This is a genomic window from Aestuariivirga sp. (assembly GCF_046294715.1).
In the GTDB taxonomy this organism is placed as follows: Bacteria; Pseudomonadota; Alphaproteobacteria; order Rhizobiales; family Aestuariivirgaceae; genus Aestuariivirga.
Window position 1 is genome coordinate 1 of the sequence record NZ_JBKBKI010000030.1, and the last position, 15895, is coordinate 15895.

The window sequence follows — 15895 nt, forward strand, 5'->3', positions numbered from 1 at the left end:
CGACTGCGGCGGCCATTGCGGAGCCGCCGCTGCGGCCGAGCAACGTGGCATAAGGAATGCCGCGCGGGCTGGCGTGGAGTTCGGACTTGGATTCCGCAGCACCCACGAAGCCCACGGGAAAGCCGGCGATGGCGGCGGGCCGTGCGGCGCCCTCGTCGATCAGCTCCAAAACGGCGAAGAGTGCCGTCGGCGCGTTGCCGATCACCACGACGGCGCCCTCGAGATGGTCGCGCCAGAGTTCGACGGCGGCGGCCGAGCGGGTGTTGCCCGTGGCAAGGCCGATCTCGCGTGCCCGGGGATGGTTCAGCGTGCAGATGACGTCAAGGTTCTTGCCGATGATGCCGTGGCGAACCATCTCGGCATCGACGAGCACCGGCTTGCCCCGGGCGAGGGCAGCCTGTGCGCTCTCGACGAATTCCGGCGAGATGCGGAGATCCGCCGCGACCTCCGGCATGCCGCAGGCATGGACGATGCGGGCGGCGACGGCCTCGGCGTTTTGCGGAAGGTGCGAGAAATCCGCTTCGGCACGGATGATTTCGAAGGAGCGCCGATAGATGGCGGCAGGATCTCGCAGGTAGGGCGTCACGTCTTCAGCATGCTCTTCGGCCCCAGCGGATGATCCGCGTGGGGGTAGGGGGCGTGGGTGTGCGGATGCCCGTGATCGTGTCCGTGATCGTGGCCGTGATCGTGACCGTGAGGATGGTGGTGATCCCCGGGACCGTGAGGATGGTGGTGATCCCCGGGACCGTGATGATGGTGGTGGGGCTGGCCGGCGAGGACCTTGCCGGGATCGATGGCGAGCACCGCATCCTTCTGCTTTCCCGGCATGGTCTTGCACATGGAGTTGCAGGTGCCGTCGCAATACGCGCAGTCCTCCGCCGTGCCAATTCCCTCGACGTGGTGGTGGTGGCTTTCCTGAACGGCACCCACTTCGGCCTCGAAGCCCAGAACCTGGGTGCGGTACTTGCACATCTGGCAGTTCATGGCGACGTCGCCTGTGAGGATCTGCCCGATGCGTTCCTCGAAGGTGGCGATGACCTGCGGATGATCGTTGAGATAGGGCGCCTTGACGAACTCGATCGCCGGATGTTTCGCGGCAACCTCGTCCGTTGCGGAATAGATGCGCTCGACGAGGATTCCGGTGAACAGGAAATAGGGAAAGACGATGATGCGGCGGTAACCGAGCCTCGCCGCGTGATCGAGCGCGGGAGCCACCAGTGGGAAGGTGACGCCGGAGTAGGCCGTTTCCGCCCAGCCGAAGCCGAAACCTTCCCAGAGGAGGCGCGTGACCTTCGAGACGTTCGAATTGGCGTCGGGGTCGGAGGCGCCCCGGCCCACGACGACGAGCAGCGTCTCGTGCTTCGGCACGCCTGGCCCCGCGGCGTCGAGCGCCTCCTGCACGCGATCGGCTGCGGCGCGCATCATCTTGGGATCGATGCCGAGCTCCTTGCCATAGTCGATGCGGAGGCCGTTGGCGGCGGCATAGGTGTTGAGCACCGAGGGGATGTCATTCTTGGCGTGGCCGGCGGCAAACAGCATGCCGGGCACCGCCAGCACGCGGGTGACGCCCTGGTCCTTCAAGGTGTCGAGGCCGGTGCGGATGATGGGCGTGGCGAATTCGAGATAGCCGTATTCGACGGGATATTGCGGCAGGCGGCGCTTCAGGTGCTCCGCCAGCACGGCGAACTCCTTCACGGCATCCTTGTCGCGGCTGCCGTGGCCGCACAGCATCACACCGAGTTTTTCCGTCATTTCTCCTGCCTTCCCCGCCCGTGATGCGCCCCCGGGGCGAGCCCGGTCCGGAAGGCAGCTCCGGCATTGGCCCCCGAATTGGGTCGGCCGCACCGGAATGTGCTTTCAGTCCCGTCTCAGGGGACGCTGCGGAGCGCCGTTCTAGCTCCGGGAGGGGCCGGTCACAAGCCCGTTTGCGGCGTTCCGGCGCCGGTTCCGTCCTCGCCCAGACGATCGAAGGGGGCGTCGAGAGTCCACCTGAGGCCGGACCGGCGGAATTCGAGGGTCACCTTGCCGCCGAAGGCGTCCTCGACCACTCTCGTCAAGACGATCGTACCAAATCCGCTGCGCTCCGGCGGGGAAACGGCCGGTCCGTTCTCCTCCAGCCACTCCAGAGAAAACATCTCCCGGCCACCATCCTGCTGCAGTTTCCAGGCGATCGACACGCTGCCCTCCTCGCCCGACAGGGCGCCATATTTAACGGCATTCGTCGTCAGTTCGTGCATCGCCATTCCCAGCGTCTGGGCGCCGAGCGGCGTCAGACGGAGGGGCAGGCCATGCACGGCGATCCTGCTGCCGAGCAGCTCGCTCACATGGGAGAGCTGCGAGAGTACAAGGTCCGTCATCAGAATGCCGCGCCAGCCATTGTGGACGAGAAGATCATGGCTCGCGGCGAGACCGCGAAGCCGCTCGGAGAAATTCCTCACGAAGGACTTCGGCTCGTTCACCATCGCCGTCTGGTGGGCGACGGCCTGAACCACCGACAGCAGGTTCTTGGAGCGGTGGTTCACCTCGCGCATGAGGAGCTGGATCTGTTCCTCGCGCCGCATGCGATCGGTGATGTCGGCGGCGACGCCTGTTATGCGTTCGACGGCACCCGTCTCGTCCATGCCGACATGAGACCGGTTGATGATCCAGCGGATTTCGCCATCCTTTCTGATGATGCGGTACTCGTGCTCGAAGACCGTCCTCTGTTCGATGGCCTGCTTGCTCTTCTGCCACAGCTCCTCCCGGTCGGCCGGGTGAACGAGGGTGGAAAAGCTCTCGACGGTGGGCGTGAAGGTCGCGGGATCGACACCGTAGAGCGTGTAGGTTTCGGGCGACCACCAGACGCTCTCCTCGCCGATCCGCCATTCGTAGACACCAAGCTGGCCGACGAGAAGGGCGACGTTCAGGCGCTCGCGCTCGCGTGTCAGCGATTGGACGGCGGCCGCCAGATCCTCCTCGATCCTCTTTCTTTCCGAGATGTCGAGATCCACTCCGTAAATCCAGCGGCCTTCCGGCTCGTGCGGCCCGGCGATCGAACGCCGTTCCATCCATGCCCAGCTTCCGTCATCCCGAAGCAGCTTCACCTGTATGGCGAACTTCGTACCGGGTTCGGCCGAGCGCTCCGCCGCGCGCACGTCAGCGAGGAGCTGCTGATGATCCGGGTGAACGCGGGCGAAGAAATCCTCCAGCGAGGGATATCGCGACCCGCTCTCGAGCTTCAGCAGCCTCGCTATCCGCGGCGACCATTTCAGTTCAAGTGCAGCGGTGTTGTAACGCCACGGAACCGCATCGACGCCATCGAGCGTCACTTCCAGGGAGGACAGAGCCTCCGTCAAGGCGCTTTCCGCCGCCTTCCGGCTGGTGATGTCGGTGATGGTGCCGAGCAGGCGTACCGGCTTGCCGCCCTCGTAGATCATTCTCCCGTGCGACTCGATCCAGCGCACGGCGCCGGTCGGAAGCAGCAGGCGATGCTGGAGGTGCATCCTGCCGCCCGATGCCGGCTCGAAGAGGCGCCGCGCCGCTTCCTGCACCCATTCGGCATCTTCCGGATGAATGCGGGACACCCAGACCTCGTAGGTCACTTCCGCGCCGGGCGGCAATGCGAAAATCTCGCGCTGGCGATCCGACCAATAGACTTCACCTGTCGCCAGGTCCCATTCCCAGACTCCCAGGCTCGTCGCCTCGACGGCCGCTTCCAGCCGCGAGTGGGCGTGGGGCGCTTTCTCCATCACCGGCTCGGCGGGAGTGCGGCTGTTCTCGCGCATGCGACATCATCCTCAAGGGACACGCGTAGCAATGACAACCAGAGACCTGCCGCCAAAGGTTCCGAGCACTCTGGAGCATCATCGGCTTCCCGGTCAATGGTGCCGGCGGAGGAGCAGATGCCATGGCCATCATTTCGTGACATTGCGGTGCTATGAATTCATCCATACCGATATCCGAAGGTAGTTCACGCCAGCATCTCCCATTCCCGGCAACGGGGCTGTCAGCGGCCGAGCTCAGCGCTACCAAGTATCCAACAATGATTTGGAGTGAGCGCCATGGGTTTGTTCGAAACCGCAAGTGCGGCTGTCAAAGATACAATGAATCGAAGCGGAAGCCGGATCGTCACCGTCGATGTTCTTCTTCCCGAGCTTGAGAAGCGATACGATTCGCTGTCCCGCGATCAGATCACCGATGCCATTCTGCGGGCGATCGCGCTGCACGGCGGAGCTGCCGAATTTGCCGGAAATGCGGATTCACACGAAAGCACTGCCGTCTGAGGTCGAGAGCGGACGATGAGCATTCCCTCCCTGATGCCTTGAGTTGCAGACGACGGGGAGCGCTGCCAGCACTCTCGTCAAAGTAGCGTTCAGAAAGGCAAGCGGCCTTCAACGCATGGGGAAACCTTACGTAGCGGGTGGCCAGACCGGCAAATCGTGATAGCATGGCTGTTGCCGATCTGATCTTGGGAGCGGAGCGGCAGTGGTGTGGCGTCAGAATCCCCCGGTCCTGCGCCACACCATTCCGGCAGGGCAGCAAGACGAGGCCCACCCGCGCCGTCAGAACTCGATTCCGGCCTGCGCCTTCACGCCTGATCGGAAGGGGTGCTTCACCTGTTCCATTTCCGTCACGAGATCGGCAAGCTCGATCAGCTCATCCTTGGCGTTGCGGCCCGTGACGATCACATGCTTTCCGGCCGGCCTGTTCCCGAGAACCTCGAGCACCTCGGCGAGAGGCAGATAGTCGTAGCGCAGCACGATGTTGAGTTCGTCGAGCAGCACCATCTTGTAGGAGGGGTCGGCGATCATCTTCTTCGCCTCCTCCCAGGCGGCGCGGGAATGGGCGATGTCCCGCTCGCGGTCCTGGGTTTCCCAGGTGAAGCCTTCGCCCATAGCCTTGATGGTGACGAGATCGGGAAACTTCTCCAGCACTGTTCGCTCGCCCGTGGACCAGGCGCCTTTCACGAACTGGATGACACCCGATTTCATGCCGTGACCCACGCAGCGGAAGATCATGCCGAAGGCTGCCGTGGATTTGCCCTTGCCCTTGCCGGTGTGGACGATGAGCAGGCCCTTCTCGATGGTCTTGCCCGCCATGATCTTGTCGCGCGCGGCCTTCTTCTTCGCCATCTTCTCGTGATGGCGGGCGTTGTCGTGGTCCGGCGTTTCGTCTGTCATCTGGTCAGTTCCTCGAGAAGATGATGGGCAGAGTTGAGGCGCGGCGTCCAGAGCCCCCTGGCGGCGGCCTCGCGGAAGCGCTCCGCAATCTCCTTCAGCGCAGCTGGATTGTTGTCGCGGATGAAGCCGCGGGTGGGATCGTCGGCAATGAAGGCGTCGAAGGCCAGATCGAAATGATGCGAGCGCACCGCCCCGGTGGTGGCGGCGAAGGCGAACATGTAGTCGACCGTGGCAGCGATCTCGAAGGCGCCCTTGTAGCCGTGGCGCCTGACGCCGGCGATCCATTTCGGATTGACGACGCGTGCGCGCACGACGCGGCCCACCTCTTCCTCGAGCGTGCGGATCACCGGACGCTCGGGCCGGGAATGGTCGTTGTGGTAGACCCGCGGGCGCTTGCCCGATGCCTGTTCCACAGCCGCCGTCATGCCGCCCTCGAACTGGTAATAATCATCCGAGTCCAGAAGATCGTGCTCGCGGTTGTCCTGGTTGTGGACCACGGCCTCGATGCGCCGGAGACGTTCGGTGAAGGCCTTCTCATCGCTCAATCCCTGCGCCTTGGCTCCATATGCGTAGGCACCCCAGGTAACGTAGGCCGCGGCGAGGTCGGCGCGCTCGGTCCAGATCTTCTCGTCGATCAGTGCCTGGAGGCCCGCGCCATAGGCCCCGGGCTTCGAGCCGAAGATGCGGTGGCCCGCCATCAGCCGCGCGTCTTCGCTGGCGATGCCGGCGGCGGCAAGTGCTTTCGCTTCCGCTCTCATGCGGGCGGCGATCGGGTTGTCCTCCTCGTCTTCCTCCAGCGCGCCCACGGCGCGGAACGCCTTGTCCAGCAATTCGATCTGGGCGGGGAAGGCGTCGCGGAAGAAGCCGGAGATGCGGAGCGTGACGTCGACGCGGGGGCGGCCGAGCTTCGCCAGGGGCACGATCTCGAAACCGGTGACGCGCCAGCTCGACGGTTCCCACACGGGCCTGGCGCCGATCAGGGCAAGCGCCTGGGCGATGTCGTCGCCGCCCGTCCTCATGTTGGAGGTGCCCCAGGCGGAGAGCCCGAGCGCTCGCGGATAGGTGCCGGTGTCCTGGAAATGGCGCAGCAGGAGATCTTCGGCGGATTTCTGGCCAAGGTTCCAGGCGGTGGGCGTCGGCACCGTGCGGTTGTCGATGGAATAGAAGTTCCGCCCGGTGGGCAGCACGTCCAGCCGGCCGCGGGTTGGCGCGCCGGAAGGGCCGGGCGCAACGAAGCGGCCCGCTAGACCTCGATTCAATGCGGCAATCTCGTTCGGGCCGCAGGCGCGGAGCGCCGGGCGGATGCGTGACTCGACGTGTGCAAGTACCATCCGGCTACGGACGAAATCCCGCGGAAGGGCTGCACCGGAGAGAAGGCCGGCGGCGAAGAGTTCGAGGCGCTCGACGGTGTCGCCGTTGCTGCGCCAAGGCTCCGGGATCAACTGCGCAAGTGCCTCGGGGCACGGGCCCGTCCAGCGCTCCGCCATGGAACATGTCAGCGGGTCGAAACCAGTGAAGCCGAAATCGCAACTCAAGGCGCGCACGAGCGAAGCATCTCCGCCTTCCCCGAGGCCACGGGGAGCGCGCGTCAGGGCGAGGAGCAGGTCGGTTTCCAGCCGGCCCTGCGGCGAGACGCCGAGAATGTGCAGGCCATCGCGGATCTGCGCCTCCTTCAGGTCGCACAGGAAGGCGTCGAGGCGCTGGAGGTCGGCGTCCTCGTGTCCGGTAAAGCCCGCGTCGGCATCGAGGCGGGTGGAGCGGGTAAGGTCCAGGATGTCGCGGCGCAGCGCGTCACGGCGGCGGCGGTCCAGCCCCGAGGCGAGATAGTATTCATCGACCAGCGCTTCGAGGTCCTTGAGGGGGCCGTAGGTTTCAGCGCGCGTGAGGGGCGGGGTGAGGTGATCGATGACGACCGCACCCGTGCGGCGCTTTGCCTGCGTTCCCTCTCCCGGATCGTTGACGATGAAGGGATAGAGCTGCGGCAGGGGACCGAGCGCGATCTCAGGCAGGCATGCGGCGGAAAGCGCATTGGCCTTGCCGGGCAGCCACTCGAGATTGCCGTGCTTGCCGTTGTGGATCACCGCATGGGCGCCGAAGTCGTGGCGAAGCCAGAAGTAGAAGGCGAGATAGCCGTGCGGCGGAAGAAGGGCAGGATCGTGATAGGTCGACTTGGGATCGATGTTGTAACCGCGCGCCGGCTGGATCGCCACGGCGGCATTGCCGTAGACGCGCACAGGAAGCCGGAACGCGCCATCGGCGAAGAAGGGGTCGCGCGCCGGTTCGCCCCATCGCTCGTTGATCCGTTCACGGACGGAGGAGGGCAGGGCCTGGAGGTGGCGTAGGTAGTCGGCCAGAGCAAAGATTGGCCCGCCCGGGCCGGGGCGATGGAGGCCCGAATTCGTGGGGCCGCGCTGCAGGTCCTCGATAATGCCGTTGCCGGTCGCCGGGTATCCGGTGATGGCATAGCCTTCCGCGCACAAGGCGTCGAGAATTGCCACCGTGCTTGCCGGCGTGTCGTAGCCCACGCCGTTGGCGATGCGGCCGTCCTTGTTGGGATAGTTGGCGAGAACGATCGCCAGCTTGCGCTCCGCTGCGGAGGTGCGCCGCAGCCTCGCCCAGCCGGCGGCGAGATCGGCCACGAACTCCACACGGTCCGGCACGGCCCGGTAAGTGACGATGCGGCACTCGGTTCCCTGATGCCACTGACTGTCCGCCTTAAAGGAAATGGCGCGCGACATGATGCGGCCGTCGAGCTCCGGCAGCACGACGTTCATCGCCAGGTCGCGGGCGTTGAGCCCCTGCGCGCTGCCTCGCCAGCCTTCTTCCGATGAGCCCGAGAGCACGAGCTGCAGCACCGGGCAGTCGCAGGCGGCGAGCGGGTCATCGCCACCGCCCGAGGCCACGGCGAAGCTCGTGGCGTTGAGGATCACGTCCGGAGCACCGAGACCCTGCTTCAGGCACGCGACGCTGGAACCATCCTTCAGGCTCGCGACGTGGAAGGCCTTGCAGCCGATCCCGCGCGCCGCGAGGGCGTCGACGAGGGCGTCGATGGGGGCGGTCTGTGCGCCTTCGAGCACCGAGCGGTAGAAGACCAGCGCCGCACTTGCCTCTCCGCGGCGGGAGGTGTCGCGGTAGAGCCCGGCCTTGGGCAGTTCGCGGGCAGGGGCGGGCGCCTCGGTTCCGGCGATGAGGTGGCGGCAATAGCTGAGGAAGGCACCTGCGTTCTCTGCCCCGCCCATCACCAGATACTGCCGCAGCCGCTCGCAGTGCCGGGGCTCGAGGGTGGAGCGGCGGGTGAGATCCGGATCGGGATGGGCATCGCCCGGCAGGACACAAAGCAGGATGCCGCGCGCGCGCGCCAGTGCTTCGACCTGGTCGAGACCGTAGCTCCAGTAGGAGGCGCCGCCGAGAATGCGGAGCACGATCAGCCTGGCGTGGGCGAGCGTCTTCTCGACATGGAGATCGACGGAGAGGGGATGCTGCAGCTGCAGCAGGTTGGCCAGGCGAAGCGAGACGGGTGCCGCGTCGTGGGCGCGGGCGAGCGACGCGAGTTCGCTGTCCGCCGCCGAGAGCACGACGATCTCCGCTGGAGACTGTTCGAGGTCGACTGCCTCGGCGGCGCCGTCGATCACGCCCGATGTCGTGGCGAGGAGATGCATCAGCCCCGCAGCTTGGCGGCGATCGCCTCGCGGTCCATGTGCTTTTCGCCGATGACGACGAGCTCCGTGCCGCGCCTCTCGCCCGCCTTCCACGGCCGGTCGAAATAGCTGTTGAGGCGCGGGCCCACGGCCTGCACCAGCAGCCGCGCGGCGGAGCCCTTCACATCGGCGAAGCCCTTGAGGCGCAGGATGTCGTGCGCGGCGATGGTCTCCTCGATGCGCTTCAGGAGGGCGGCCTTGTCGGCCACCTCGCCGAGCGATACGATGAAGGTCACGAAGTCGTCGTGGTCGTGCTGCTCCTCGCCTTCCATCTCGTGATGCGACAGGCGGTTGTGAATGTCGTCCTCCGCCGAGGCGCCCACCCCCAGGAGTGCGGAGACATCGATCCGGCCATGGCGCGTGGGAACGAGCTTGGTGCCGGCTCGCACCTTCCCCCTCAGCTCGCCGGTGACGGCGGCATGTTCATTCGCATCCAGGAGGTCTGTCTTGTTGACGATGACCATGTCGGCGCAGTTGAGCTGATCCTCGAAGAGCTCCTCGATCGGATTCTCGTGGTCGAGGTTCGGGTCCGCCTCGCGCTGCGCCTGAACGGCTGCCTCGTCATCGGCGAAGCGGCCCTCGGCCAGCGCCTTGGCGTCTACCACCGTCACCACGCCGTCGACGGTGACGCGCGACTTGATCTCGGGCCAGTTGAAGGCGCGCACCAGCGGCTGGGGAAGCGCCAGGCCCGAAGTCTCGATCACGATGTGCTGGGGCGGGTCTTCGCGCTCGATGAGTTTCTTCATGGTGGGAACGAAGTCATCGGCCACCGTGCAGCAGATGCAGCCATTGGCAAGCTCGATCACGTCCTCCTCGCGGCAGGCCTCGACGCCGCAGCCCTTCAGGATCTCGCCATCCACGCCCACATCGCCGAACTCGTTGATGACGAGCGCGATGCGGCGGCCGTCGGCGTTCTCCAGCATGTTGCGGATGAGGGTGGTCTTGCCCGCGCCCAGGAAGCCGGTGATGACGGTGGCGGGAATCTTCTCGGGTTTCATGCGGCGTAGGCCTCTTTGGCGTAGCGGTTGAGCGCCATTCCCAGGAACTGGCCGATCAGCACCCAGAATATGGCATTGGCCGCGATCGAGTTGGCGGCGAAGGCGGCGGCGAGCCCCGGCGGCACGCTGCTCTCCTGGTGCGCGGCGACCGGCGCCCCGATGACATGGGGCGCGCCGATGAGCAGCACGGCCGCGGCGAGCGCCACGGCCTCGCGCCGCGTGGCGAGAAGGAAGATGCCGGCCCCCGTGGCGATGATGGTGCCTGCCCACCAGGCCTGGCGCGAGACGAGATCGGCGGCCGGCATGCCGGGAAGTTCCGGCGGCAGGCCGATCGAGGGCGCGAGACTCGCCGCGAGGAATCCGCAGAGGCCCCACACCATGCCGTTCTCCCGCGTGAGGGGAATGCCCGAGACGAGCGAGACCGCCGCGAGGATGGCGGCGAAGCCGGCACCCGCCATGGCGGCGGTGAGGGTCGTCGCGAGCGTCCGCTGCCAGCCGTCCTCGGGGGCCCAGCCCTCGCCGTGATCATGGTCGTGACCGCCGGCGGGCGCTTCCGCCCCTGCGGTTGCCGGCTCGCCGGCCGGGGCATGGCTGTGGACATCCGCCGCCCGTTCATAGGCCTCGGCTTCGAGGATGAGGGGCGTCAGCCGCAGATGCTGGATGGCGCCCATGATCAAACCCGCCGCGATCCCCGCAAGGAGCGCGGCGAGCACGACTCGCCCGATCATGTGAAGGTCCGCCGGTTCAGTGGCAGGGGAAGCCGATGGCGTGGCGCGTATCGTGCGCGGTGTTGTGGGCGGCCGCCATGTTGGACAGCCCCACCGCGAAGCTGAGCGTGGCGCCGATGAACAGCAGCGCGAGGCCGGCGGCAATACGCTTAGAGACGGGCAGAGCGGAAACGGAAACGATACGAGCGGTCATGAACACCCTCCGTGGTGACCAGTGAAGTCCAGGCGCGTGGCAGGTCTCCTGACTTGCGGGTCTCAGAACTCCGGCGGCCTTCCCGGTCTCCCAGTGGCCATTTCAGCCGAAGCCCTCGCCGCTCACAGTTGCGGGGGCAGTCACGGATTCGGCCCCGATTGGGTCGTCCTCACCGTGTTCCCTGTTAGGCCCGCAGTCCGTCTGGCTGGCGGGCACCACACGGGAACAGTTGTGGCAGCATGGCCCCGGTTCGTCAACATGCGGGAACGCCGCCCAACGTCCAAAAACGACACAGGTTTCGGGCGGCATTTACCCAATGGAAAGCAGTTGGGCGGCTGGCGGAAAGGCGTTCTTAACCCTGTCCTCGCGATACTGGATGCCATGAAGGTTCGTACGCTCATCCTCGCTTCCGTCTGTTCCGCGTTGCTTGCTGCGGGCGCAACACCCTCCCTTGCCGCAGCCGGCAATCCGGCAAGCAGCCTCGCTTCGCAGGCCTACAAGGCGCTTCATGCAGGCGATCCGGCCTCGGCCGTGATCGCCTACACCCAAGCCATCGAATCCCGCACGCTCGAGCCCGAGGTGCTGGCCAACGCTCTGCTCAACAGGGGGCTTGCCTATCAGCGCCTCAATGAGCACGAGTTCGCGCTGGACGACTACACCGCGGCGCTGCGCATCGATGCGATGTCCGGCAAGCTCCGCGCCCTTGCCCTCTACAATCGCGGCCTGTCCTACCAGCGCCTCGACCGCGACGCGCTGGCCATGGAGGATTACACGTCCGCGCTGTTCCTCGACGGGCAGTTCAGCCATGCCTACTACAGCCGCGGCACGCTGCTGCGCGATGGCGGGCAATATCTCTTCGCGCTCGCCGATTTCGACAAGGCGCTGCGCTTCGGCTATCCGGATGCGGCGCGGCTCCATTTCGCCCAGTCCCTCACCTTCGAGAAGCTGAACCGCGCGGAGGATGCGCGCAACGCCCTGAACCAGGCGCTGGCGGCCAATCCGAAATACGAACCCGCCCTGCAGCGCCTCGCGGTGCTCGACGGCACCATGCCGCAGGCTCCTGCCGAGGCGAGCGACCAGATGCAGACGGCGGCCGTCACGCGGGCCGGGGTGAACCTGCCTCAGGCCGCGGCCCCGGGTGCTACGCTGCTCGGCAGTGAGGCACAGGCCGGTGAAAACGATATATCCCCGAGTGCGGAAAAAGAGTTCACCGACCGCGTCCCGCCCGAGGAGGTGACGCAGGTCGCTGCGGTGCAGCCTTCTCCGGCGGCACCCGCCGAGGAGAAGATTCTCGCTGTCGAAGAGGTGCCGGAGGAGGCTCCCGCAACGGTGGCGGTGGCAGAGCCTGCCTCCGCGCCGGTGGAAGGGGTTGCCCAGGAACCGGCAGAGGCGCCGAAGGCCTCGGGCTGGGCCGTGCAGCTTGCCTCCGCCACGACGGAAGAGGCGGCATGGTCCACCTGGAAGAAGATGAAGGCCAGGCACAAGGCGCTCTCCTCGCATGAGCCCGTGGTGGTGCGCGCCGATCTGGGCTCCAAGGGCGTCTTCTACCGCGTCAGGCTGGTGGGCTACGACACGCAGACGGATGCCGGCAAGACCTGCTCCCGCCTGAAGGCCAAGGGGGTCAAGTGCTACGTGAGCAAGTCCTCCTCGTAAGCTTATCTCCAATCGCAAATGGGGCACGGGTGACCGGGCCCTTTTCGCATTAACGCGCCTTCAAGCCATTCCGCATTACGTAACGGCATGTCCCTGCTTGGTGATTTCCAGCGGCTCATGCTGTCTCCGGACGACGAGTCATCTCCTCCTCCCGGGGAACGGCTGGAGCACGGCTCTCCGAAACCCCGCGGCGACGACGCGGTTACGGGCTTCGTCGAGGCGGCGCATGCGGCCCTCACGGACGAGCTCATCGCGCGCATCCACGCTCAGCCGCCCGCCTTCTTCGAGCGGCTGGTGATCGACGTGCTTCTTGCAATGGGCTACGGCAGGGACCGGGCGGGAATGGCGCAACGCCTGGGCCGTTCCGGCGATGGCGGCATCGATGGAGTGATCACGCTCGACGAGCTCGGCTTCGACCTGATCTACATCCAGGCCAAACGGCTGAAGCCCGGCGTGCCCGTTCCGATTTCCGACGTCCGGGATTTCGCCGGGACGCTCGAATCCCGGCACGCCTCCAAGGGCGTGTTCGTGACCACGACGCATTTTTCCGCCGGCGCGGCGGAGTTCTGCTCGCGCCTGACGCGCCGCGTGGTGCTGATCGACGGCATGCGGCTCGCCCATCTCATGGTGCGCTACAACATCGGTGTGGTGGTGCGGCACTGCTATGTGCTCAAGGGCCTGGACAGGGACTATTTCGCCCTCCCGCCGAGCCTCGCCCGCTGAACTGGGGAAAACCGGCCGGCCGTCTTCCGCCCCGAGCGGGGTTCACCTAATATCGCGGCATGCCTCTCAACCTCGTCAAGCTCTGCGTGGGCGTTTCCGAAATCGAGGAGCTCGAGTCCTGGGTGAACGACTGCCGGGCAGGACGCGACACGCTCGACCACGTCACCCGCATGTTTCCGAAGCGGAAGGACGAGATCCTGCCCGGGGGCTCGCTCTATTGGGTGATCCGCGGCATGATCCTGTGCCGGCAGCCCATTGCGGCGCTCGAGCCGGTGACGGGGGCGGACGGCATCGAGCGCTGCCGCATCGCCTTCAAGCCGCAGATCATCCCGGTGCGGCCGGTGCCGAAGCGCGCCTTCCAGGGCTGGCGCTATCTGGAGTCCGCGGACTCGCCGCCCGACCTGCCCAAGTCCGCGAAGGTCGAAGGCATGCCGGAAAAACTGCGGCGGGAGCTGGCGGAGCTGGGGCTGCTGTGAAGGTGCGGCGGGTCGCTGCGGCGGACGACCCCGCGGGAGCGATCACATTGCTGCAGCGGTTCTTCGCCGAGGAAGGATTCGCGACGCCGGACGAGACGATTGCCGCGAACGCCCGACGCATGCTCGCCATCGACAGCTGTGCGCTCTTCGTGGCGGAAGCAGGCGGCGAGGCGATCGGCGTGGCGACTGTCTCGATGGAATTCGGGATCGAATATGGATGGTCCGCCGAGATGGGCGATCTTTACGTCCGCCCCGACTGGCGGGGGCAGGGAGTGGCGCGCGCGCTGGTCGCGGCGGTCGAGGCTCACCTTCGAGAAAATGGCGCGAGTGGTTACCAGGTGACTCTCACGCCCATTGGAGAAGGGGTGCACGGCCTGAGCCGCTTCTATCGCGCGCTCGGATTCAGCAGCGAAGGGCGCGTCATCCTCCATCGCGCCCTGTGATCGTGGAAGGTATACGGGCGCAGACTTGCTGCGCCCGCGCATTGATCCAATCAGGGCGTGGTCGTGGTGCCCTGCTGCTGGCCTGTCGAAGGGGCAGCGGTGGTGCCCTGCGCCGCAGGAGCCGCAGGCTGCTCCGTCGTGGTGGCGGCCGGGGCGGGGGCCTCGGCAGGGGTGCTGCCACCGAACCATCCCGCGGTCCAGCCCACAATGGCGAGGACGACGACTGCGGCGGCAGCGGCGATGCCGATGGTCTTGCCGTTGAGGCTCGTCGACGAGCCCCGCGTGGACGTGCTCATGAAAGTCTCCTTCATTGGCGGGAGGCTCCAGCGCCTCCGCTATCGCAAGAGTTGGTGATGGGTTGCGCGCCGTTCAAATGAAGAAGCTGTAATGATCGGCATCACACCGGGATGTTGTCGATGAGGCGCGTCTTGCCGAGCCAGGCGGCGGCGATGAGGCGCATCGGTTCGTCGCGGTGCTGGGGAATGGCGAGCGTCTCGGCATTGCGGGCGGAGACGTAATCGACCTTGAAGCCCAGCGCCATCAGCGTGCGCGTCGCCGAGCGCGTCGCTGTCTGCGGGTTGACGCCCGCCCTGATGCGGTCGGCTGCATTCACCAGGTTCCGATAGATGGCGAGCGCCTGCTGGCGCTCGGACTTCGAGAGATAGACGTTGCGCGATGACTTGGCGAGCCCGTCCTCCTCCCGGACGGTGGGAATGCCGATGACTTCGATGGGGAGATCGAGATCCTTCGCCATGCGAGTGACGACCTTCAGCTGCTGATAGTCCTTCTCGCCGAACATGGCGTAGTCCGCGCCCGTCTGGATGAAGAGCTTGGCGACGACGGTGGCGACGCCGTCGAAGAATTGGGGGCGGAACTTGTCCTCGAGCCCGGCCTTGGCTGGCCCCGCGAGCGAGACGGTGGTGGAGAAGCCCTGCGGATACATGTCCTGCGGGCCCGGCAGGTAGATCGCGTGGCTCCCGGCCTTGCCGAGCTTTCTCACATCGCCTTCCTCGTCGCGCGGGTATTTGCCGAGATCCTCGTTCGCGGCGAACTGCTTCGGGTTCACGAAGATGGTGGTGATCACCCTGTCGGCGCGCTCGCGGCCCGCGGCGACAAGCCCGGTGTGGCCGGAATGGATGGCGCCCATGGTGGGCACGACGGCGTAGGTCAGGCCTTCGCGCCGCCAGGCGGAGGTTTCGCGGCGGAGCGCAGCGAGGCTGCGGAGGAGTTTCGGTTTCATGCGCGCGGTTCTTTGGGGCGGCTGACGTTCAGGAAGGGAGATTCCTTTACCTCCTCCATCACGAAGTAGGAATGGGTGCTTTCGACCATGGGCAGGGCGCCGAGAACGCCGCCCAGGATATCGCGATACTCACCCATGCCGCTGACCCGGATCTTGAGCAGGTAATCGAAGCCGCCGCCCACCATGTGGCATTCGAGGATTTGCTTCACCGGCTTCACGGCGGCGTTGAAGGCGCGCAGCGTCTTCTCGTCGGTCGACTTGAGGCTGACCGTGACGAAGACCATCAGCGTATGCCCGAGCGCCAGGGGTGAGAGCCTTGCATGGTAGCCGGTGATGACGCCCTCCTGCTCCATGCGGCGGATACGCAGCGTGCAGGGCGTGGGGGAAAGATTCACCCGCCGGGCCAGTTCCACCACGGGCAGTCGTGCATTCTCCTGCAAGGCGGCGAGAATGGCTCTGTCCGTCTGATCCAGATTCACTAGAGTATTCCCTGATTCTGGCATTATTCCCCTCAATCGTGACACATAACTCGATAAATCACCGTATCATGCCTGGAGTTTGGTGAGAAGCCCCTGCCGATTTAT

Annotated in this window: 16 protein-coding genes and 1 riboswitch; of the genes, 5 read left to right on the forward strand and 11 right to left on the reverse strand. The window is 66.0% G+C overall.

The genetic code is table 11. From position 1 onward, the window contains the following. From ACK4HL_RS16335 to ACK4HL_RS16345, 3 genes are all read right to left on the reverse strand, one after another. On the reverse strand, positions 1-586 hold a 586-nt coding region (locus tag ACK4HL_RS16335), incomplete at its 3' end, for a precorrin-8X methylmutase (RefSeq protein ID WP_409762355.1). Next, positions 583-1752 (reverse strand): sirohydrochlorin chelatase, encoded by a 1170-nt coding sequence (locus ACK4HL_RS16340; protein WP_409762358.1) that lies wholly within the window; start codon positions 1750-1752, stop codon positions 583-585. The genes ACK4HL_RS16340 and ACK4HL_RS16335, both read right to left, overlap by 4 nt. A gap of 161 nt (positions 1753-1913) precedes the next feature. Continuing rightward, complete coding sequence (locus tag ACK4HL_RS16345; protein ID WP_409762361.1) at positions 1914-3764, reverse strand: PAS domain-containing protein; 1851 nt, start codon at positions 3762-3764, stop codon at positions 1914-1916. Positions 3765-4040: 276 nt separating this feature from the next. Between ACK4HL_RS16345 and ACK4HL_RS16350 the strand changes: the two genes are divergently transcribed. Further along, positions 4041-4262 (forward strand): hypothetical protein, encoded by a 222-nt coding sequence (locus ACK4HL_RS16350; RefSeq protein ID WP_409762364.1) that lies wholly within the window; start codon positions 4041-4043, stop codon positions 4260-4262. Between the two features lie 279 nt (positions 4263-4541). On the opposite strand, the gene cobO is transcribed toward ACK4HL_RS16350, so the two are convergent. From cobO to ACK4HL_RS16375, 5 genes are read right to left on the reverse strand one after another with little or no spacing between them, the layout of a single operon-like run. Further along, complete coding sequence (gene cobO / locus ACK4HL_RS16355) at positions 4542-5159, reverse strand: cob(I)yrinic acid a,c-diamide adenosyltransferase (protein ID WP_409762367.1); 618 nt, start codon at positions 5157-5159, stop codon at positions 4542-4544. Beyond that, positions 5156-8818 (reverse strand): cobaltochelatase subunit CobN, encoded by a 3663-nt coding sequence (gene cobN, locus ACK4HL_RS16360; protein WP_409762370.1) that lies wholly within the window; start codon positions 8816-8818, stop codon positions 5156-5158. The genes cobO and cobN overlap by 4 nt, the downstream gene beginning before the upstream one ends. Next, a complete protein-coding gene (cobW, locus tag ACK4HL_RS16365; RefSeq protein WP_409762373.1) occupies positions 8818-9855 on the reverse strand; it encodes a cobalamin biosynthesis protein CobW in 1038 nt (345 codons plus the stop codon). Before cobW ends, cobN begins: the two co-directional genes overlap by 1 nt. Then, complete coding sequence (locus ACK4HL_RS16370) at positions 9852-10583, reverse strand: CbtA family protein (protein WP_409762376.1); 732 nt, start codon at positions 10581-10583, stop codon at positions 9852-9854. The genes cobW and ACK4HL_RS16370 overlap by 4 nt, the downstream gene beginning before the upstream one ends. A gap of 16 nt (positions 10584-10599) precedes the next feature. Further along, complete coding sequence (locus tag ACK4HL_RS16375; protein WP_409762379.1) at positions 10600-10776, reverse strand: CbtB-domain containing protein; 177 nt, start codon at positions 10774-10776, stop codon at positions 10600-10602. A gap of 20 nt (positions 10777-10796) precedes the next feature. Next, positions 10797-11011: riboswitch (cobalamin riboswitch) on the reverse strand. Between the two features lie 146 nt (positions 11012-11157). On the opposite strand from ACK4HL_RS16375, the gene ACK4HL_RS16380 reads away from it, so the two are divergent. From ACK4HL_RS16380 to ACK4HL_RS16395, 4 genes are all read left to right on the forward strand, one after another. Further along, positions 11158-12429 carry an SPOR domain-containing protein gene (locus ACK4HL_RS16380; protein WP_409762382.1) on the forward strand — a complete coding sequence of 424 codons (1272 nt, stop codon included), beginning with the start codon at positions 11158-11160 and terminating at the stop codon, positions 12427-12429. 87 nt (positions 12430-12516) lie between these two features. Further along, positions 12517-13152 carry a restriction endonuclease gene (locus tag ACK4HL_RS16385; RefSeq protein WP_409762385.1) on the forward strand — a complete coding sequence of 212 codons (636 nt, stop codon included), beginning with the start codon at positions 12517-12519 and terminating at the stop codon, positions 13150-13152. 59 nt (positions 13153-13211) lie between these two features. Beyond that, positions 13212-13628, forward strand: a complete 417-nt coding sequence (locus ACK4HL_RS16390; protein WP_409762388.1) for a DUF1489 family protein — start codon at positions 13212-13214, stop codon at positions 13626-13628. Continuing rightward, complete coding sequence (locus ACK4HL_RS16395; protein WP_409762391.1) at positions 13625-14071, forward strand: GNAT family N-acetyltransferase; 447 nt, start codon at positions 13625-13627, stop codon at positions 14069-14071. The genes ACK4HL_RS16390 and ACK4HL_RS16395 overlap by 4 nt, the downstream gene beginning before the upstream one ends. Positions 14072-14121: 50 nt before the next feature. On the opposite strand, the gene ACK4HL_RS16400 is transcribed toward ACK4HL_RS16395, so the two are convergent. The 3 genes from ACK4HL_RS16400 to ACK4HL_RS16410 form a co-directional block, all read right to left on the reverse strand. Next, positions 14122-14367: a hypothetical protein gene (locus ACK4HL_RS16400; RefSeq protein ID WP_409762394.1), complete on the reverse strand. Its 246-nt coding sequence runs from the start codon at positions 14365-14367 to the stop codon at positions 14122-14124. 101 nt (positions 14368-14468) lie between these two features. Continuing rightward, positions 14469-15311: a pantoate--beta-alanine ligase gene (panC, locus tag ACK4HL_RS16405; RefSeq protein ID WP_409762397.1), complete on the reverse strand. Its 843-nt coding sequence runs from the start codon at positions 15309-15311 to the stop codon at positions 14469-14471. Further along, the gene (locus tag ACK4HL_RS16410; protein WP_409762400.1) at positions 15308-15814 is read right to left on the reverse strand and encodes an Lrp/AsnC family transcriptional regulator; all 507 of its coding nucleotides are present in this window, start codon (positions 15812-15814) and stop codon (positions 15308-15310) included. The genes panC and ACK4HL_RS16410 overlap by 4 nt, the downstream gene beginning before the upstream one ends. Positions 15815-15895 lie beyond the last annotated feature (81 nt).